Source organism: Saccharopolyspora sp. NPDC047091 (assembly GCF_040643635.1).
Lineage (GTDB): Bacteria > Actinomycetota > Actinomycetes > Mycobacteriales > Pseudonocardiaceae > Saccharopolyspora_C.
In genome coordinates this window covers 1-18,771 of the sequence record NZ_JBEYUS010000047.1, presented here as the reverse complement: position 1 = coordinate 18,771, position 18,771 = coordinate 1, and the positions used below count along the sequence as shown (strand labels likewise).

Annotated in this window: 19 protein-coding genes and 1 pseudogene; 2 read left to right on the top strand and 18 right to left on the bottom strand. The window is 72.1% G+C overall.

Going from position 1 to position 18,771, the window contains the following annotated elements; translation table 11 throughout:
* Positions 1-10: 10 nt before the first annotated feature.
* Positions 11-1,396 carry a glycine--tRNA ligase gene (locus tag ABZ805_RS19660; protein WP_358442093.1) on the bottom strand — a complete coding sequence of 462 codons (1,386 nt, stop codon included), beginning with the start codon at positions 1,394-1,396 and terminating at the stop codon, positions 11-13.
* Between the two features lie 532 nt (positions 1,397-1,928).
* Here ABZ805_RS19660 and ABZ805_RS19655 point away from each other — a divergent pair.
* Together ABZ805_RS19655 and ABZ805_RS19650 are read left to right on the top strand one after the other, a co-directional pair.
* A complete protein-coding gene (locus ABZ805_RS19655; protein ID WP_358442090.1) occupies positions 1,929-2,432 on the top strand; it encodes a metalloregulator ArsR/SmtB family transcription factor in 504 nt (167 codons plus the stop codon).
* A complete protein-coding gene (locus ABZ805_RS19650) occupies positions 2,429-2,851 on the top strand; it encodes a Fur family transcriptional regulator (protein ID WP_358442087.1) in 423 nt (140 codons plus the stop codon). Before ABZ805_RS19655 ends, ABZ805_RS19650 begins: the two co-directional genes overlap by 4 nt.
* 7 nt (positions 2,852-2,858) lie before the next feature.
* On the opposite strand, the gene ABZ805_RS19645 is transcribed toward ABZ805_RS19650, so the two are convergent.
* The 17 genes and pseudogenes from ABZ805_RS19645 to hemW form a co-directional block, all read right to left on the bottom strand.
* On the bottom strand, positions 2,859-3,629 hold the full coding sequence (locus ABZ805_RS19645; protein ID WP_358442084.1) for a TIGR03943 family protein: 771 nt from the start codon (positions 3,627-3,629) through the stop codon (positions 2,859-2,861).
* The gene (locus tag ABZ805_RS19640) at positions 3,629-4,585 is read right to left on the bottom strand and encodes a permease (RefSeq protein ID WP_358442173.1); all 957 of its coding nucleotides are present in this window, start codon (positions 4,583-4,585) and stop codon (positions 3,629-3,631) included. Before ABZ805_RS19640 ends, ABZ805_RS19645 begins: the two co-directional genes overlap by 1 nt.
* 406 nt (positions 4,586-4,991) lie before the next feature.
* Positions 4,992-5,429: a hypothetical protein gene (locus ABZ805_RS19635; RefSeq protein ID WP_224959436.1), complete on the bottom strand. Its 438-nt coding sequence runs from the start codon at positions 5,427-5,429 to the stop codon at positions 4,992-4,994.
* Positions 5,426-6,274 (bottom strand): isoprenyl transferase, encoded by an 849-nt coding sequence (locus ABZ805_RS19630; protein WP_358442081.1) that lies wholly within the window; start codon positions 6,272-6,274, stop codon positions 5,426-5,428. Before ABZ805_RS19630 ends, ABZ805_RS19635 begins: the two co-directional genes overlap by 4 nt.
* A gap of 54 nt (positions 6,275-6,328) precedes the next feature.
* Positions 6,329-6,928 (bottom strand): GNAT family N-acetyltransferase, encoded by a 600-nt coding sequence (locus tag ABZ805_RS19625; protein WP_358442079.1) that lies wholly within the window; start codon positions 6,926-6,928, stop codon positions 6,329-6,331.
* A 251-nt stretch (positions 6,929-7,179) separates the two neighbouring features.
* Positions 7,180-7,953 (bottom strand): annotated as a pseudogene (gene recO, locus ABZ805_RS19620) (DNA repair protein RecO); the annotation flags it as partial.
* A gap of 76 nt (positions 7,954-8,029) precedes the next feature.
* Positions 8,030-8,449 carry a DUF2752 domain-containing protein gene (locus ABZ805_RS19615; RefSeq protein ID WP_358442076.1) on the bottom strand — a complete coding sequence of 140 codons (420 nt, stop codon included), beginning with the start codon at positions 8,447-8,449 and terminating at the stop codon, positions 8,030-8,032.
* A gap of 7 nt (positions 8,450-8,456) precedes the next feature.
* Positions 8,457-9,287 (bottom strand): RDD family protein, encoded by an 831-nt coding sequence (locus tag ABZ805_RS19610; RefSeq protein WP_358442073.1) that lies wholly within the window; start codon positions 9,285-9,287, stop codon positions 8,457-8,459.
* Positions 9,288-9,432: 145 nt separating this feature from the next.
* Positions 9,433-10,350 (bottom strand): GTPase Era, encoded by a 918-nt coding sequence (gene era / locus ABZ805_RS19605; RefSeq protein WP_358442070.1) that lies wholly within the window; start codon positions 10,348-10,350, stop codon positions 9,433-9,435.
* A gap of 88 nt (positions 10,351-10,438) precedes the next feature.
* Complete coding sequence (locus tag ABZ805_RS19600) at positions 10,439-10,792, bottom strand: cytidine deaminase (RefSeq protein WP_358442068.1); 354 nt, start codon at positions 10,790-10,792, stop codon at positions 10,439-10,441.
* Positions 10,785-12,110: a hemolysin family protein gene (locus tag ABZ805_RS19595; RefSeq protein ID WP_358442066.1), complete on the bottom strand. Its 1,326-nt coding sequence runs from the start codon at positions 12,108-12,110 to the stop codon at positions 10,785-10,787. The genes ABZ805_RS19600 and ABZ805_RS19595 overlap by 8 nt, the downstream gene beginning before the upstream one ends.
* A 14-nt stretch (positions 12,111-12,124) precedes the next feature.
* Positions 12,125-12,682, bottom strand: a complete 558-nt coding sequence (gene ybeY / locus ABZ805_RS19590; protein ID WP_358442063.1) for an rRNA maturation RNase YbeY — start codon at positions 12,680-12,682, stop codon at positions 12,125-12,127.
* Positions 12,679-13,719: a PhoH family protein gene (locus tag ABZ805_RS19585; protein ID WP_358442170.1), complete on the bottom strand. Its 1,041-nt coding sequence runs from the start codon at positions 13,717-13,719 to the stop codon at positions 12,679-12,681. Before ABZ805_RS19585 ends, ybeY begins: the two co-directional genes overlap by 4 nt.
* A 302-nt stretch (positions 13,720-14,021) precedes the next feature.
* Positions 14,022-14,393 carry a histidine triad nucleotide-binding protein gene (locus ABZ805_RS19580; RefSeq protein ID WP_358442061.1) on the bottom strand — a complete coding sequence of 124 codons (372 nt, stop codon included), beginning with the start codon at positions 14,391-14,393 and terminating at the stop codon, positions 14,022-14,024.
* A 422-nt stretch (positions 14,394-14,815) separates the two neighbouring features.
* Positions 14,816-15,991: a molecular chaperone DnaJ gene (dnaJ, locus tag ABZ805_RS19575; protein WP_358442058.1), complete on the bottom strand. Its 1,176-nt coding sequence runs from the start codon at positions 15,989-15,991 to the stop codon at positions 14,816-14,818.
* Positions 15,992-16,054: 63 nt separating this feature from the next.
* Positions 16,055-17,077, bottom strand: coding sequence for a heat-inducible transcriptional repressor HrcA (gene hrcA / locus ABZ805_RS19570; protein WP_358442055.1), 1,023 nt, complete (start codon positions 17,075-17,077; stop codon positions 16,055-16,057).
* A gap of 139 nt (positions 17,078-17,216) precedes the next feature.
* Positions 17,217-18,443 (bottom strand): radical SAM family heme chaperone HemW, encoded by a 1,227-nt coding sequence (gene hemW, locus ABZ805_RS19565; RefSeq protein WP_358442053.1) that lies wholly within the window; start codon positions 18,441-18,443, stop codon positions 17,217-17,219.
* Between the last annotated feature and the right edge of the window lie 328 nt (positions 18,444-18,771).

The following is an 18,771-nucleotide window of genomic DNA, read 5'->3' as shown; positions in this document are numbered from 1 at the left end:
TAGAGGCCGCTCAGCAGCCGATGAGGCGGACGGCGAGGTACTCCTCCAGCTTGTCCATCGCCACCCGCTCCTGGGACATGGTGTCGCGCTCGCGAACGGTCACCGCGTGGTCGGACAGCGAGTCGAAGTCCACCGTCACGCAGAACGGGGTGCCGATCTCGTCGTGCCTGCGGTAGCGGCGGCCGATCGCACCGGCGTCGTCGAACTCGATGTTCCAGTTCCGGCGCAGCTGCGCGGCCAGGTCCTTGGCCTTCGGGGACAGCTCGGCGTTGCGGGACAGCGGCAGCACCGCGGCCTTCACCGGCGCCAGCCTGCGGTCCAGCTTCAGCACGGTGCGCTTGTCCACGCCGCCCTTGGCATTCGGCGCCTCGTCCTCGTGGTAGGCGTCGACCAGGAAGGCCATCATCGGACGCCCCACGCCCGCCGCCGGCTCGATCACGTAGGGACGGTAGCGGGAGTTGCTGGCCTGGTCGAAGTACGACAGGTCCACGCCCGAGTGGTTCGAGTGCGTGGTGAGGTCGAAGTCGGTGCGGTTGGCGACGCCCTCCAGCTCACCCCACTCGCTGCCCGCGAAGCGGAAGCGGTACTCGATGTCGACGGTGCGCTTCGAGTAGTGCGACAGCTTGTCCTTCGGGTGCTCGTAGAGCCGCAGGTTGTCCCGGTCCACGCCGAGGTCCACGTACCAGTCGGTGCGCGCGTCGATCCAGTACTGGTGCCACTCCTCGTCCTCGCCCGGCTCGACGAAGAACTCCATCTCCATCTGCTCGAACTCGCGGGTGCGGAACACGAAGTTGCCGGGCGTGATCTCGTTGCGGAACGACTTGCCGATCTGGCCGATGCCGAACGGCGGCTTCTTGCGCGCGGTCGTCATCACGTTCGCGAAGTTCACGAAGATGCCCTGCGCGGTCTCGGGGCGCAGGTAGTGCATGCCCTCGTCGCTCTCGACCGGGCCGAGGAACGTCTTGAGCATCATGTTGAACTCGCGCGGCTCGGTGAACTGGCCGCGGTTGCCGCAGTTCGGGCAGGGGATCTGGGACAGGTCGCCCTCGGCGATCTCCTTGCCGGTGCGCTCGGCGAACTCCTCGACCAGGTGGTCGCCGCGGAACCGGTGGTGGCACGAGGTGCACTCGACCAGCGGGTCGTGGAAGGCACCGACGTGACCGGAGGCGACCCACACGTCGCGCGGCAGGATCACCGAGGAGTCGAGGCCGACGACGTCGTCGCGGCCCTGCACCATGGACTTCCACCACTGGCGCTTGATGTTGTCCTTGAGCTCGACGCCGAGCGGCCCGTAGTCCCACGCCGACTTCGTACCGCCGTAGATCTCCCCGGACGGGAAGACGAAGCCACGGCGCTTGCACAGGTTGACGATCGTGTCGATCTGATCGGCGGGCACGGTCACTCCGGAATCTCAGGTCGAGGGGCTCGACGATTGCTTCGGGCCGAGGTCGACCGCGCGGGTCGGGGGCTCGGCGGGGGCTTCAGCTGCGATCGGGGCCCGGCGCTGCACCGGTCCCCGCCACCGCTTCCGGTCGGGGGCTCCGGGGCCTGCACCTCCCGGGGTCGGTGAGGTCCTCCCGGCATCGGAGTCCGGCTTCCGACGATCTCCGATGCTGCGCAGGCCGCACCTGACGCACGCGTCCCGTTCCTGGGGTTTCCCAGCGTACCGATGAGGTCGCCCGCACCGGCGGCCCCACCCGGATCGCGCCCCACCCGGTCACCCGTCCGGTGTGGCCGGTGGGTGCTGCGCTGGCATGATCGCGCCGGGTCCGGGCCGCTCCCGCGAGGTGCCTCCCCGTTTCGCCCGCCCCGTAGGATGGCGTGGTGGAGGGCACCGCCGCGTCCACGCGGCGCTCGGGCCCTCCGCAGCAGCACCGTCGACCGCGCGCCGGTTCGGCGGGCCCGCCAGGCACGCCGGAAAGGACACCATGCCCGCCGTCAGTCCCGATCCCCTCGCCGGATCGACCGGCTCCGATCCGGTCGAGGTCGCGCCGGTGGCCGGGACGGCGAGCGGCCACCCGGATCGCGCCGAAGAGCACGTGCACTCGCCGGAGCGCGCGGCGCCGGGCCCGGTTCCGGTCCACGACCAGCAGACCCTCGTCGAGGCGGGTGAGCTGCTGCGGGCGCTGGCCGCGCCGGTGCGCATCGCGATCGTGCTGCAGCTGCGCACGGCCGAGCGGTGCGTGCACGAGCTGGTGGAGGCGCTCGGCGTCACCCAGCCGCTGATCAGCCAGCACCTGCGGGTGCTGAAGTCCGCCGGCGTCGTGCACGGGGAGCGGCACGGGCGCGAGGTGGTGTACCGCCTCGTCGACGAGCACCTGGCGCACATCGTCGTGGACGCCGCCACGCACGCGGAGGAGATCTCCGGGACCCGTCCGCGCGGGCGGGGTGCACGGCCGGCACCCGAGAACGAGGAAACGGAGACAGCGTGACCACCGGTGAGCGCTCCGCGGCCGGCGTGCCGGGCCTGCGGGCTACCAAGCAACGGGCGGCGGTGTCCCGCCTGCTCAGCGAGGTCGACGACTTCCGGTCGGCGCAGGACCTGCACGAGCAGCTGCGCCGCCGTGGCGAGGGCATCGGCCTGACCACCGTCTACCGCACCCTGCAGACCCTCGCCGATGCGGGCGAGATCGACGTGCTGCGCACCGATTCGGGCGAGGCGATCTACCGGCGCTGCTCCGCCGAGCACCACCACCACCTGGTGTGCAGGCACTGCGGCCGGACCGTGGAGGTCGCGGACCCGCCGGTGGAGGCGTGGGCGGAGCGGATCGCGAGCGAGCACGGCTTCTCCAACGTGGGTCACACCGTGGAGATCATCGGCGTGTGCCCGGAGTGCGCCGCCGCCGAGTGACCTCCGGTCAGTACTCGTAGGGATCGTCGGGAGCCGGGGTGCCGTGCACCTCGGTGATGTCGAACGTCGGGACCTGGCCGTTGGCCTCGGTCGCGCTGCCCGCCCGCAGCGTGCCGGTCACCTCGATCCAGGTGTCCTGCGGCGTGGTCGCGAGCGCGTCCGCGGCGGGACCGGCCAGGTCGATCAGCACCGGGGACGCGTCGGCCGCGCAGCAGCTGATCCGCATCCGCGCGAGCTGGGTCCGCGCCGGCCCGTCCTCCGGGTGCACCACGAAACCGCGCAGCCGCACGGCCCGCTGCTCCAGCGCGCCGCTGCCGTCCCACACCACCCGGGTGATGAACTCCGAGACGGTCAGTTGCGGTGCCGGTCCCGGTGGCAGCTCCTCGAACAGGGCGCTCGCGCCGGTGGGCCGTTCCGGGGCCGCGGTCTGCTGGCCGCGGCCGATGGAGTCGGCGCCCAGGGCCGGCGGGGCCACCAGGAAGATCGCGAACACCGGGAGCAGCAGCATCCACGGGCTCCGGCCGCGGTGCTCGTGTCCGGCGTGCTCGTGCGGTTCGGGCGGGACGGCGAACGGGTCGTCCGCCCGTGCTCTGGCCCGCGCCGCCCGGATGTCGCCCACGATGGCGACCGCGGCCAGCACGACCATCACCACCCCGGTGCCGAGCAGCCACGGGAACAGCGCCGGTTTGACGTAGCGCAGGTAGGTCCCGGTCAGGGCGATCTTGAGCAGGGCGCCGCCGAGCAGCACCAGCAGCAGGTTCTGCGTTTCGCGCCGCATCACGCGCCTCCCAGGAGCAGCAGGCCGACCAGCACCGCGGCGGCGATGGCGACCACGAACGTCAGCGGTGCGAACCGGAGGGCGAAGGACCGCCCGAAGGTGCCCGCTTGCAGAGCGATGAGCTTGATGTCCACCGCGGGACCGACGACCAGGAACACCAGCTTCGGGATCAGCGGCATCCCGGCCATCGCGGCGGCCACGAACGCGTCGGCCTCGCTGCACAGCGCCAGCACCACCGCGAGCACCGCCATGACCAGCACGCCGAGCACCAGCTGCACGCCCAGCGAACTCATCCACTCCGCGGGGACCAGCACGTTGAACACCGCGGAGGTGAGCCCGCCGAGCACCAGGAACCCGCCCGCTTCGACCAGGTCGTGCCGGGCCGTCTCGGCGAACAGCGCCCACCGGCCCGCGCCACCCGGTGCGCGCTGCTCGGCCCGCCGCAGCGCGCGGTCGGCGATCCACTCGGCCTTGCCGACGCGCAGCCACAGCCAGCCCATCGCGCAGGCGGTCAGCAGCGAACCGAGGAACCGGGCGAGCACCATCATCGGTTCGCCGGGGAACGCGACCGCGGTCGAGACCAGCACGATCGGGTTCACCGCCGGTGCGGCGAGCAGGAACGCCAGCGCCGCGGCGGGGGCGATGCCCTGCTGCATCAACCGGCGGGCCACCGGCACCGAGGCGCACTCGCACCCGGGCAGCGCGACCCCGGCCAGCCCGGCGACCGGCACGGCGGCGCCGGGGTGCCTGGGCAGCATCCGGCGCAGCGCGCTCGGTGGCACGAACGCGGCGATCGCCCCGCTGATCAGCACGCCGAGCACCAGGAACGGCAGCGCCTGCACGCACACCGCGACGAAGACGGTCGATCCGGTCCGCAGTCCCGGCGCGTCCAGCAGCGCGCTGAGCTGCGACTGGAACAGCAGCGCGAGCAGCAGCAGCGCGCACAGCACTTCCATCGAGGTGACCCGGCGGCGCCGCACCGGATCACCGCTCGAACGACCGGGATCGCTGCCCGGGCGGAGGGTCGTGGTCACCGGCTCATCGTGCCAGCCGCGCCGGGCGATCGATCGCACCTGGCTCGGTCCCGGGACCATCGCGTCCCACTCAAGTGGGTTCCGGATCACCCGGTCCGGTCGGTGGATCGGCGACGCCGCGTGATCTCGGCGGCCCGGTTTCACCCCCGGGAACCCGACCTCGGCCGTATCCGGCGGCGGCCGGCCCGCGCGAGGCCGACTCGCCGCCCGCGTGTCGGACACACCCTCCCCGCGCAGCACGAAGCCCCACCCGGAACCGGCGAAGTTCCAGGTGGGGCGTTCGCGACGAGCCGCAGAGCCCCCTCGGACCGGGCTCGGCGGCGGAAGATCAGTCGGCGGCCGGGGTGTCCTCTTCGACCTCGGTGAGCAGCTCACCGCGCAGCTGCGACGCGGTGGACACGACCAGCATCAGCAGCGTGCCCAGCGGCTGCTGCTCCATGCCCTCGGCGGGGAACGCGTACCGCAGCGTCACGTCCATGCCGCGCTCGGTGCGGACCACGCCGAGCGTGCCGAACAGGCCCTGCCCCGCGCGTTCCGCGGCCGACTGCGCCAGCTTCTCGTCCAGCGGCAGGTCCCACGCCACGACGCAGGTCAGGCTCAGCACGGTCAGGCCCTCGGCGAGCTGCATCGCCTGCACCGCGCACGGCACGTCGCCGTGCCGCAGGGTCAACGCGCCGTCGTCGTCGACGTTCACCTCGTGGTAGGTCTCCAGCGCCTCTTTCGCCGCGGTCAACAATTCCGCGGTAGTGGCGGCCTCCTGGGTCATGAGATGCCCTCCTGGGCGGTTTCAGTGGTGCTCTCGTCCTGCGCGGCACGATCGACGGCGCCGCCGAAGCGCCGGTCGCGGCGTGCGTACTGCTCGCACGCGCGCCACAGGTGGCGACGATCCACGTCGGGGAACAGGGTGTCTTGGAACACCAATTCGGCGTATGCGGACTGCCAGAGCAGGAAGTTGGAAGTGCGTTGCTCCCCGGACGGCCGGATGAACAGGTCGACGTCGGGCATCTCCGATTGGTAGAGGTGCCGGGACACGGTCCGCTCGTCCACCTTCTCTGGATTGATCTTGCCTGCGGCGGCCAGCCGGGCGATCTCGCGAGCCGCGTCACCCACCTCGGCCCGGCCACCATAGTTCACGCACATGGTCAAGTTCATGACTTCGTTGCCACGAGTGCGCTCTTCCGCGGCCTGGAGCGTGTTCACGACGCTGCGCCACAGCCGGGGCTTGCGGCCGGCCCAGCGCACCCGCACGCCGAGCTCGTCCAGCTCGTCGACGCGGCGGGCGATGACGTCGCGGTTGAAGCCCATGAGGAACTTGACCTCCTCCGGGCTGCGCTTCCAGTTCTCGGTGGAGAAGGCGTACAGCGACAGCCACTTCACGCCGATCTCGATCGCGCCCCTGGCCAGCTCCAGCACGACCTGCTCGCCCCGCTTGTGCCCTTCGACGCGGGGCAGCCCGCGTTCGTTGGCCCAGCGGCCGTTGCCGTCCATCACGATGGCCACGTGCCGCGGGACCAGTTCCGGCGGCAGGGCGGGCGGGGTCGCTCCGGAAGCGTGCGGCGCGGGCGCCTGCACGCTCGGGTCGTCGCTACCGCGTCCACGGCGTCGCAGCATGTGTGCCTTCTCCTTTGCTCTGCGGCCGGTCGTCCATTCTCCCGGACTCGCATGTCACCCGTTCAGTGGTGTCCCGTAGCGGACTTCGAGCCGGGCGTCCGACGGCAGCCGGACCATCCCGGTTCGCTGGTAGAACGCTTGCGCCCGGGTGTTGCCCGGGTTCACCCCGAGCTGCACGCCCGGCGATCCGGCGCGCGCCAGCTGCTGGAACACCGCGTGCATCAGCCGCTTGCCCATGCCCTGCCCGCGGGCCCCCGCGACCAGGTTGATGTGCAGGTGCGAGGGGAAGCGGTCCAGCTGCTCGGGCAGCATCAGCCGCGGCCGGTGCAGGAACGCGCGCAGCTGGCTGTCCGCGTTGCGGGCGTCCACCACCCGCGAGGACGGGTGGCTGGCCGCGAACCGCGGTCCCCACTCCAGCTGCCAGCGCGCGTAGAACTCCTCGGTGTGCAGCGCGGCGACGACGTAGCCGAGCACGGCGCCGCGGCCTTCCACCACGAAGGCCAGCTCGGGGTGCAGCAGCAGGTACGGATCGGCGAAGACGTAGGCGACCAGGTCCGGGTCCTGCAGGATCTGGTGCACGGGTTCGCCGCCGTCGCCTGTGGCCACGCAGATCCGGTGCACCGCTTCGGCGTCCCGGGGGCGCCAGCTGCGCACGATCAACCGGTGGCCCCGTCCGCCGTTCCCGGTGTCGCGGTCGCCCGGTCGACGGGTTCCGCCGCGGCCGAGTCGGCAGCGGGCGATTGCGCTGCGGCCGAGTGCGCTGCGGCCCGTTCGGCGGCGGCCGACTCAGCAGCGGCGGCGTGCGCTGCGGCCGGTCGCGCCGCGCCCGGTTCCGCCGGAGCCGACCCCTCAGCGGCGGATCCCTCGGCGGCGGGGTCCCCGGCAGCCGGTCCCTCCTCCACCACCGCCGCGCGCTCGCGGATGAGCTCCGGCACCGCCGGGCGGTGCTCCTGGCGCTCCACCAGCGGCAACGAGCGCAACTGCCGCTCCAGGTGCCACTGCAGGTGCGCGGCGACGAGCCCGCTGCCCTCCCGGCGCACCGGCTCGACGGTCCGTTCCGCGGCCGGCCAGTCGCCGTGCATCAGCGCTTCGAGCAGCGGCAGCGTCTGCTGCGCGGGACGCGCCGAGCCGGTGGGGCGGCAGTGCACGCACATCGCGCCGCCGCCCTGCACGTTGAACGCGGCGTGCGGGCCCGACTCGCCGCAGCGCGCGCACTCGCTGAGCGCGGGGGCCCAGCCCGCGTAGGACATGGCGCGCAGCAGGAACGCGTCGAGCACCAGCGACGGGTCCCGCTCCCGCCCGGACAGAGCCCGCAGCGCGCCGGTGACCAGCAGGTACAGCCGCAGCACCGGTTCGCCTTCCTCCGCGGCGAGCCGGTCCACGGTCTCCAGCACGGCGCAGCCCGCGGTGTAGCGCTGGTAGTCGTCCACGATGTGCACGCCGAACGCGTCCAGAGTCTGCACCTGGGTGATCACGTCGAGGGTGCGCCCGGTGTGCAGCTGCACGTCCACGTGGCAGAACGGTTCGACGCGGGCTCCGAAGCGCGAGGTGGTGCGGCGCACGCCCTTGGCGACGGCGCGCACCTTGCCGAAGCGGCGGGTGAGCAGGGTGATGATCCGGTCGGCCTCACCCAGCTTGTGGACCCGCAGCACGACGCCGGTATCCCGGTAGAGGCTCACCCCGCCATCGTCCCACTACCGGGCGACCCGGCTGCTCCGGGTGAGCGTCCGGCCGGAACGCCGGGTGTTCGCGGGATCAGGCCCGCAGCGCCTCGAAACCGGGGAGGTTGCGCAGCACGCCCCACACCACGGCGACGCCCAGCACCGCGTTGGCCGCCCACCGGCCGGGACGACCGACCAGCCAGGGCGACGGGGCGCCGCGGACCTCCTGGCGCGCCGAGGCGATCAGGAACAGCACCGCCACCGGCAGCACGACCACGAGGGCGAAGAGGTTGAGGTCGGCGGCGCGCGCGAGATCGCCGTGCAGCAGCGCGCCGAGCATCCGGCTGCCGCCGCAGAACGGGCAGTCGAAGCCGGTGAGGAACAGCAGTGGGCAGGGCAGCGGGACGAGACCGGTGCTCAGCACCAAGCCGAGCGCCCCGGCGCCCGCGGCGAGGCGGGTCGTCCGGGGCGCACGACGAAGCGGGGAGGTGGCCGCTCGGAGCAGCCCGCTCACTCGATCATCACCACTGCTGCGGGGGCTGCTGCTGCGGGTAACCGGGCTGCTGCTGTCCCGGGTAACCGCCCTGCTGGGGGTAGCCGCCCTGCTGCGGGTAACCGGGCTGCGGCTGCGCCGGGTAGCCGGGCTGCTGCGGGTAGCCACCGGGCTGCGCCGGCTCGGCCGGAACCACGACCGACTTGATGATCTTGTCGGCCCAGGTCTGGTTCTTCTGCTCCCACAGCGGGGCGAGGAAGCCGATCGAGCAGGGCAGCCCGTCCAGGATGTGGCAGAGCTGGCGCAGGAACGCGCCGCCGAAACCGAGGGGCTGACCGGTCTCCTCGCTGACGGTCTTGATCTTGACGATCTTCTGCCCGATGGTCTGCCCGGTGGTCCCGCGCTTGTAGCAGAGGTTCCAGATGTTGAACGCCATCGCGATCAACCCGAAGATCCCGAGAACCGTGTAAACGGTGCTGATCATGGAGATCGCTTCGGCTTCGGTGGTGATCGACGAAGCGGAACCCATGATGCTCATGAAGGTGATCCCGTAGACGATCAGGTAGGGCACGCCGACGAGCGCCCCGTCGATCAGGTACCCCAGCACCCGGGTCCCCCACTCCGCGAACGGACCGGGGTGCCCGTAGCCGTAGCCCGGCTGCCCGTACGGCTGCTGGGGCTGCTGCCCGTAGCCCGGCTGGCCGTACGGCTGCTGGCCGTAGGGCGCGGGCTGCTGCGGCATCGGGCCGGACTGCGGATAGGGCTGCTGGGGCTGGCCACCCGACTGCGGGTACGGCTGTTGCCCGTAGGGCTGCTGCGGCTGCGGGCCGGACGGGGGCCCGCCATACGGGTTGGTCACGGAGAGATTCCTTCGATCGGGTGGCACTGACAGCGCTCTGAGGAGGCCGGACTGGAAATTACCCGAGCGCAACTCGCCGTCGTGGCCGATCCGGGAAATCTTGCGCAGTCCGTTGCGAAGTCAAGCGCCGCGCGCGGTGGCGGGATCAGAACCCCAGCCTGCGCAGCTGCTTCGGGTCGCGCTGCCAGTCCTTGGCGACCTTGACGTGCAGGTCCAGGTAGATCTTGCTGCCCAGCAACTTCTGGATGTGCTGGCGCGCCTGCGAACCGACCTCGCGCAACCGCTCGCCCTTGCGGCCGATCACGATCGACTTCTGGCTCTGCCGCTCCACGTAGACGATCGCGTGCACGTCGACCAGGTCGTCGCGGTCCTCGCGCTGGTTCATCTCCTCGATGCGGACGGCCAGCGAGTGCGGGAGCTCGTCGCGCACGCCCTCCAGCGCGGCTTCGCGGATCATCTCCGCGATCAGCGTCTCCTCCGGCTCGTCGGTGAGCTCGCCGTCGGGGTACAGCTGCGGCCCCTCCGGCAGGTGGCTCACCAGCAGGTCGCCGAGGGTGTCCATCTGGTAGGAGTCCACCGCGGACACCGGCACCAGGTCGGCGAAGTCCATCACCTGCTGCAGGGCGAGCAGCTGCTCGGCGACCTGCTGCTTGGTGGCCAGGTCGGTCTTGGTGATGATGCCGAGCACCGGGGTGCGGCGGGCGACCTTCTTGAGCTGCTCGGCGATGAACTTGTCACCGGGCCCGACCTTCTGGTCGGCGGGCACGCAGAACCCGACGACGTCCACTTCGGACCAGGTCTCGTAGACGAGGTCGTTGAGCCGCTGGCCGAGCAGGGTGCGCGGCCGGTGCAGGCCGGGCGTGTCCACGATGATCAGCTGGGCGTCGGGCCGGTGCACGATGCCGCGGATCGCGTGCCGGGTGGTCTGGGGCTTGCTGGAGGTGATCGCCACCTTCGAACCGACCAGCGCGTTGGTCAGCGTGGACTTGCCGGCGTTGGGGCGGCCGACGAAGCACGCGAACCCGGAGCGGTGTTCGGCGGGGGCATCTGGAGTGCTGCTCACCCGCCCATTGTCGCCGAACGCCGAGGTGAGCGGCCCACCCGCCCCGGCGGAGCGCGCAGGTGGGCCGTTCACCAGGTGCGGGCCGGGCTCAGCGCAGCACGCCCCGCACCTCGCCCGCGGCGTCGGCGCGCAGCACCGGGGCACCGGCGGTGAGGTCGTGGACGGCGGCGGCGGACTCGGCGGAAACCTCGGCGGCGTCGGTGACGACCGCGGCCGCCTCCAGGCCCTCGGCGCCGCTGGCGGCCGCGGTGGCCACCGCCACCTGCAGCGCGGTCAGCCGCAGCGAGGGCAGCTCGACGGTGCAGGCGGCGTAGGTGCGGCCGTCGGTGTCGCGGACCGCGGCGCCTTCGGCGGCGCCGGTGCGCGCGCGGGCCGACCGGGCCAGCGTCACGATCTTGGCGTCTTCGGCGTCCAGTTCCTGCGGGGGCGCTTGCTCAGCCACGGGTGCTGCTTCCTTCCTGGTCGGCACCGCGGTGCGATGCGGGCTCGCCGTTCGCGCGGCGCACGAGCAGCGCGTTGATGCGGATGCGGCCGCGGTGGTCCTTGCCGCCTTCGGCGCGCAGCCGGAGTCCTTCGATCTCGGCTTCGGCACCGGGCAGCGGGACCCGGCCGAGGCGTTGCGCGAGCAGGCCGCCGACGGTCTCCACCTCGGATCCGTCCAGTTCCACGCCGCACAGCGCGCCCAGGTCCTCCACCGGCAGCCGGGAGGAGACCCGGATGGTGCCGTCCTCCAAGTGCTCGATCGGGCGGTGCTCCTCGAGGTCGGACTCGTCGGTGATCTCGCCGACGATCTCCTCGATGACGTCCTCGATGGTGAGCAGGCCCGCGGTGCCGCCGTACTCGTCGACGGCGATGGCCAGGTGGCTGCGGGACAGCTGCATCTCCTTGAGCAGCTCGTCGAGCCGCTTGGTGTCCGGCACGAAGCTCGCCGGGCGCATCAGCTCGCCCAGCTCCGGCCCCGGCTGGTTCAGGTCGCCGCCGTCGGCGAGGGCCTGGGTGAGGTCGCGCAACGTCACCACGCCCACCACGTCGTCGACGCTGTCGCCGATCACCGGCACCCGGGAGAACCCGGAGCGCAGGCACAGCGCAAGGGCCTGCCGGGCGGACTTGGCGCGCTCGATCCACACGATCTCGGTGCGCGGCACCATCACCTCGCGGGCGATGGTGTCGCCGAACTCGAACACCGAGTGGATCATCTCGCGCTCGCCGGCCGCGACCACGCCGCGTTCCCCGGCCAGGTCGACCAGTTCGCGCAGCTCCACCTCCGAGGAGAACGGGCCCTCGCGGAACCCGCGCCCCGGGGTGAGGCCGTTGCCGATCAGGATCAGCAGCCGGGTCAGCGGGTTCAGCACCCGCACCAGCACCCGCACCGGCGCCGCGACCAGCAGGCCCACCCCGTACGGGTGCTGCCTGCCGATGGTGCGCGGGCCGACGCCGACCAGCACGTACGACACGACCAGCATGATCAGGATGGCGAGCAGCGCCGCCAGCGCGTCCGACTCCACCACGCGCAGCACCACGACCGCCACCAGCACGGTCGCGCCCAGCTCGCAGGCCAGCCGCAGCAGGATCAGCAGGTTCACGTGCCGCGGGCGGTCCTCCAGCACCAGCGCCAGCTGCCGGGCCCCGCTGCGGTTCTCCCGCAGCAGCTCCTCGACCCTGGCGCGGGACGCGGTGCCGACCGCCGCGTCGGCGGCGGCGAACACCCCGGCCCCCAGGACGAGCAGCACAGCCCACACCAGCAGTGCGGCCGAACTCATCTGCGCGTTCCCCCTCAGTCGCGGGGGACCTCGGGCGCGGTGCCCGGGTCCAGTCCCACGGTCCCCAGCACGCGGGAGTCCGCGTCGTGCTGCGCGGCGGCCCGCTCGGCCTCGTCCCGAGCGGTCCGGTAGTCGGCGAGGATCCGGTTCTGCAGCCCGAACATCTCGCGCTCCTCCTCCGGCTCCGCGTGGTCGTAGCCGAGCAGGTGCAGCACACCGTGCACCGTGAGCAGGTGCAGCTCGTCGATCAGGGCGTGCCCGGCCTTGCGGGCCTGGTCCTTCGCGAACGCGGGGCACAGCACGATGTCGCCGAGCAGTGCGGGCCCGGAACCGGCCGCGTCCGGGCGGCGGGACGAGTCGTACTCGTCCATCGGGAAGGCCATCACGTCGGTGGGGCCGGGCAGGTCCATCCAGCGCTCGTGCAGGTCGGACATGACGTTCAGCTCGACCAGCACGATGGACAGCTCGGCGAGCTGGCTGACGCTCATCCGGTCCAGCGCGTAGCGGGCGACGGACACGATGGTGCCCTCGTCGACCTCGGCCCCGGATTCGTTGGCGATTTCGATGCTCATGCGTGTTCCCGGAACTGACCGCCGCGGCCGGAACGGCGCGGGAACTGCTCGGAGTCCGCGTCCTGCTCGGCCTGCCAGCGGTCGTAGGCGTTGACAATGTCGGTGACCAAGCGGTGACGGACCACGTCCCCGCTGTCGAGCACGGCGAAGTGCACGTCGTCGACCCCGTCGAGGATCTCCCGGACGACCTTCAGGCCGCTGCGCTGCCCACCGGGCAGGTCGACCTGGGTGACGTCGCCGGTGACCACGACGCGGGAGCCGAAACCGAGCCGGGTCAGGAACATCTTCATCTGCTCCGGCGTGGTGTTCTGCGCTTCGTCGAGGATGATGAAGGCGTCGTTGAGGGTGCGCCCGCGCATGTACGCCAGCGGCGCGACCTCGATGGTGCCCGCCTGGGTGAGCCGCGGCACCGACTCGGGGTCGATCATGTCGTGCAGCGCGTCGTACAGCGGCCGCAGGTACGGGTCGATCTTCTCGTAGAGCGTGCCCGGCAGGTAGCCGAGCCGCTCGCCCGCTTCGACCGCGGGCCTGGTCAGGATGATCCGGTTGACCTGCTTGGCCTGCAGCGCCTGCACGGCCTTGGCCATGGCCAGGTAAGTCTTGCCGGTGCCCGCGGGACCGATGCCGAACACCACGGTGTTCTGGTCGATCGCGTCCACGTAGTGCTTCTGGTTCAGCGTCTTCGGGCGGATGGTGCGACCCCGCCGGGACAGGATGTCCAGGCTGAGCACCGCGGCGGGCGATTCACCGCTGTCGGCCGAGAGCATGCCCACTACCCGGCGCACGGCGTCCGGCCCGAGCTGGCCGCCCTTGTCGACGACGGTGATGAGCTCGGAGAACACCCGCTCGCCGAAGGCCACGTCCGCCGGGTCGCCGGTGAGGGTGATCTCGTTGCCGCGCACGTGCACGTCGGCGGTGAGCAGTTCCTCGACGACCCGCAGGTTCGCGTCGCGGGTGCCGACCAGCGCGAGCACCGCGCTGTCCGGGACGGTCACCTTCGATTGCGCCGACCGGTCGCGCGCGTGCTGCGCGGACAGGTGCTGGGCGGAGAGGTTCGGCTGCTCGGGTTCCGCGCCGTCCGGCCCGGTGCCGTTCGGCGACCTACCGTTCCGGCCGGTCGTGTCCTGCTCGGTCCCGTCCTGCGGTTCGCGGGCCTGCCGGTCGTCCGTGGACTGCTGCCGTCCGGACTGGGCGGATCCACCCGCTGCGATTCCGGCCACGTGTGTTCGGGCCTGCTTTCTGCGCTCGGCGCGCGAAGTCGGTCTTCTTTCCCACCATCGATGGTAGAGCAATCGGCGACGCGGTCGCGCCGCTGATCCGGCTGCCGCCCGGCGGTGTCTCAGCCCTTGAGCGGTCCACCGGTGAGGCCGCCGAGGGGTTCGCCGCCCAGCAGGTGCAGGTGCACGTGGAAGATGGTCTGCCCCGCGTCCTCGTTGGTGTTGAACAGCAGCCGGTACCCGGATTCGGCGATGCCCTCGCGCTCCGCGATCTCGCCCGCGACCCGCACCAGCTCGGCCAGCAGGTCCGGCTCGGCGGTGGCCAGCTCGGCGGCGTTGCGGTAGCGGGTCTTCGGCACCACGAGCACGTGCGTGGGGGCCTGCGGGTTGATGTCGCGGATCGCGATGACCCGCTCGGAGTCGTGCACGACGTCCGCGGGGATCTCACCGGCGATGATGCGCAGGAACAGGGAATCCAGGTCGCTGTCGGTCATGCCGGGAAGGTTATCCGCCGCGCGCGGCGGCCCGGGCGAACGCCCCTGCCCCGGTGCCGCACACGGGGAGCCCCCCGACCGGATGCCGCGCCGTAGTGGGGCTGGGGGTAGCCCGGCTACGGCGCGGCCTCGCCGGACCGAGGGGGGGTTGTCCGGCGAGCGCCCGGTTGGGCTCGCTCCGCGAGCTACCTGAGGCGGTCGACCCGTGACCCTCAGGCGTGAACGTCACCGTAACCCCGCGTCATCCGCCCGCGCTAGAAAACGCGCGAACACGTGGCTCCTACTCCGATCCGGTGACACATTTCGTCGGGGAGGCGCAGTCGGTGAATGCCCCACGAACCGCCGTGACCAGCACCGATGTTCCGCGGGCGGCGGACCGCCCGCGGGACATCACGATCCGGACTCGGCGGCCCGCGGCGGCGTCACTTGTGGCCGAAGGACTTGAAGCGGGAGAACAGGCCCTGGCGCTGCCCGTTCCCGTTCGCGGTCACCGTCGGCTCCGGCTGCTCCTCGCCGCGCAGCGTCGCGAGCTGGCGGAGCAGCTCGACCTGCTCCTCGTCGAGCCGCGTCGGTACCTGGACGTCGAGGTGCACGTGCAGGTCGCCGTGCCCGCTGACCCGCCCGTTGGAGCGCAGCTTCGGCAGCCCGCGGCCGGTGAGCACGTGCTCGGTGCCGGGCTGGGTGCCGGGTTCGACGGTGAGCTCCTCGGTGCCGTCGAGGGTCTCGAGGGTGAGCACGGTGCCCAGCGCGGCCGCGGTCATCGGCACTTCGACGTTGCAGTGCAGGTCGGCGCCGTCGCGGATGAACCGCTCGTGCGGCAGCTCTTCGACTTCGACGAACAGGTCGCCCGCCGGGCCGCCGCCGGGTCCGACCTCGCCTTCACCGGCGAGCCGCACCCGCATCCCGTCGCCGACGCCGGCGGGGATCTTGACGGTGATGGTGCGGCGTTCCCGCACCCGGCCGTCGCCGCCGCACTGCTGGCACGGGTCGGTGATGACCTCGCCGAAGCCGCGGCACACCGGGCAGGGGCGGGAGGTCATGACCTGGCCGAGGAACGACCGCTGCACGGACTGCACCTCGCCGCGGCCACCACAGGTGTCGCAGGTCGAGGGGGCGCTGCCCGCGCGGGAGCCGCCACCGTCGCAGGAGTCGCACAGCACCGCGGTGTCCACGGTGATGTCCCGGTTCACGCCGCTGGCGCACTCCTCGAGGGTCAGCTCGAGCCGCAGCAGCGCGTCGGAGCCGGGCTGGACCCGGCTGCGCGGGCCGCGCCCGCCGCCACCACCGCCACCGGAGCCGCCGAAGAAGGCGTCCATGATGTCGCCGAGACCGCCGAAGCCGGCGAACGGGTCGCCGCCCATGCCGCCGTCGCCGCCGCCCTGCGAGAGCGGGTCGCCGCCGAGGTCCACGACCTGGCGCTTCTTCGGGTCGGACAGCACCTCGTAGGCGGTCGTCACCTCGCGGAACCGCTCCTGGGCACCGGCTTCCTGGTTCACGTCGGGGTGCAATTCCCTGGCGAGCTTGCGGTACGCGCGCTTGATCTGCTCCGGCGTAGCGTCCTTGGCCACCCCGAGGGTCCCGTAATAGTCCCTGGCCACCTTGTGCGATCTTCCTCTGCTCGGTCTGCGAGTTCGACGGGTGATCCATCACCCGGTCAGGCGTCAACGGCCTGCCAGGATCTCACCCACGTAAGCGGCAACGGCACGCACCGCCGCCATGGTTCCCGGATAGTCCATCCGGGTGGGGCCGACGACACCCATGCCACCCAGCACCATCCCATGCGTCCCGTAGCCGGTGGACACCACCGAGGTGGTCTGCATTTCGGCGGCTTCGTTCTCCATCCCGATGCGCACCGTGACGGTCCGCGAGTCGCGGGCCGCCGCGAGCAGCTTCAGCACCACGACCTGCTCCTCGAGCGCTTCGAGCACTTGGCGCAGCGAGTTGGGGAAGTCGGTGACGTTGCGGGTCAGGTTGGGGGTGCCGCCGAGCACCATGCGTTCCTCGGGGTGCTCCACGAGCGATTCGATGAGCACGCTGGCGACGCGGGTCATGGCGTCGCGCAGTTCGGGCGGTGACTGGTCCGGCAGTTCGGCCACGGCCGCCGAGGCGTCCGCGAGCCGCTTCTCGGTCATCGCCGAGTTCAGCACGTTGCGCATCCGCGCCACGTCGTCGTCGCTGATCACGTCGCCGAGGTCGACCATCCGCTGGTCCACCCGGCCGGTGTCGGTGATGAGCACCAGCATCAGCCGGGCGGGGGTGATGGTGACGACCTCGACGTGGCGCACCGTGGAGCGGGTCAGCGTCGGGTACTGCACGACGGCGACCTGCTGGGTGAGCTGCGCGAGCAGCCGCACGCTGCGGCGCATCACGTCGTCGAGGTCGAGGGCGCCTTCGAGGAAGCCCCCGATGGCCCGCCGCTCGGCCGCGGTGAGCGGTTTGATCTCGTGCAGCCGGTCCACGAACAGCCGGTACCCGGCGTCGGTGGGCACCCGTCCGGCGCTGGTGTGCGGCTGGACGATGAGGCCCTCCTCCTCGAGGGCGGCCATGTCGTTGCGCACGGTGGCGCTGGAAACGCCCAGGTTGTGCCGGTCGACCAGCGCCTTGGACCCGACCGGTTCGTTGGTCGACACGTAGTCGGCCACGATCGCCCGCAGGACCTCGAACCGCCGTTGATCGGCGTTCACCTCGTCACCTCCGCATCGGGCCTTGCCGCGCACCGCTCGCGGTGCTCGTCACCGTCGAGTTTACGGTCCTCGAACCGATGTTCCGACGCCGCGAGCCGGGTGCGGCCGCATCCGCCGGGCAGCGGGGGTGGGAGAACGGTCACAGCAGGCGCTGGACGACGGCGTCGGCGAGCAGCCTGCCGCGGTCGGTGAGCGCGCAGCGCCCGGCGTCGAGCGCGTCGGCCCGCAGCAGCCCGTCGGCGACGGCCTCCTTCGCGGCGAGCACGCCGTCGGAGGTGAGCGCGGCGGTGGGGACGCCTTCGGCGACGCGCAGTTCCAGCATGATCCGTTCGATGCGCCGGTCCTCGTCGTCGAGCAGCTCGCGGGCGTGCGCGGGCGAGCGGCCGTCGGCGAGCAGCGCCGAGTAGCGGCCGGGGTGCTTGACGTTCCACCAGCGCACGCCGCCGACGTGGCTGTGCGCGCCGGGCCCGGCGCCCCACCAGTCGCCGCCCCGCCAGTAGCCGAGGTTGTGCGCGCAGCGCGCGGACTCGCCGGTGGCCCAGTTGGACACCTCGTACCAGCCGAGCCCGGCGCCGGACAGGGTGGAGTCGATGATCTCGTAGCGGTCCGCGAGCACGTCCTCGTCGGGCATCGGCAGTTCGCCGCGGCGGACCTTGCGGGCCATCGCGGTGCCGTCCTCGACGATGAGCGAGTAGGCGGAGACGTGGTCGACCCCGGCGTCGAGGACGGCGGCCAGCGAGGCGCGCAGGTCGTCGTCGCTCTCGCCGGGCGTGCCGTAGATGAGGTCGAGGTTGACGTGCTCGAACCCGGCGGCCCGCGCCTCCTGCGCGGCGGCGGCCGCGCGGCCGGGCGTGTGGTTGCGCTCCAGGACGCGCAGCACGTGCGCGGCGGCGGACTGCATGCCCAGCGACACCCGGTCGTAGCCGCCGGCGCGGAGGTCGGCGAAGAACTCGGGCGAGGTCGACTCGGGGTTGGACTCGGTGGTGACCTCCGCGTCGGCGGTGAGGCCGAAGGAGTTCCGGATGGCGGTCAGCACGGCCGCGAGCCGTTCGGCGCCGAGCAGCGAGGGGGTGCCGCCACCGACGAACACGGTCTGCGCGGCGGGCACCGTCCCGCCGCCCGCGGCGAGCGCCCGGGCGCCGAGGTCGAGTTCGGCGCGCAGCGCGTCCAGCCAGTCCCCGAAGCCACCGGCGGGCCCGAGCTCGTCGGCGGTGTAGGTGTTGAAGTCGCAGTAGCCGCAGCGGGTGGCGCAGAACGGAACGTGCACGTACACGCCGAACGGCCGCTCACCGAGCCCGCTCAGGGCGCTGGCGGGCAGTGACCCGTCCGACGGAGCCGGCTCACCCGGCGGAAGCTGCGAAGGCACTCCCCCAGTCTCCCAAACAGCGCAGTCTCCCGAACCGCGCCCGCACCCCACCCCGACCCCAGCCGAGCCCCGACCGCCTTTTCTTCTCGTCAGCGGCGAAGCCGCTGAGCAACCGGCCACCCACGCAGCGCGACCACCTGCGGGTCCTCAGCTGTGGTCGTATCCGTTTCTCGTCAGCGGCGAAGCCGATGAGCCGCCGACCACCCGAGCAACAGGACCACCCGCGGGTCCTCAGCGGCCTCCTCGCGAGGACAGCGATTTCTCCTGTGGCGGAGCCACCGGTGAAATCGATCCCGCAGCGAGGACGCCGCTGAGGTTCCGCCACCCG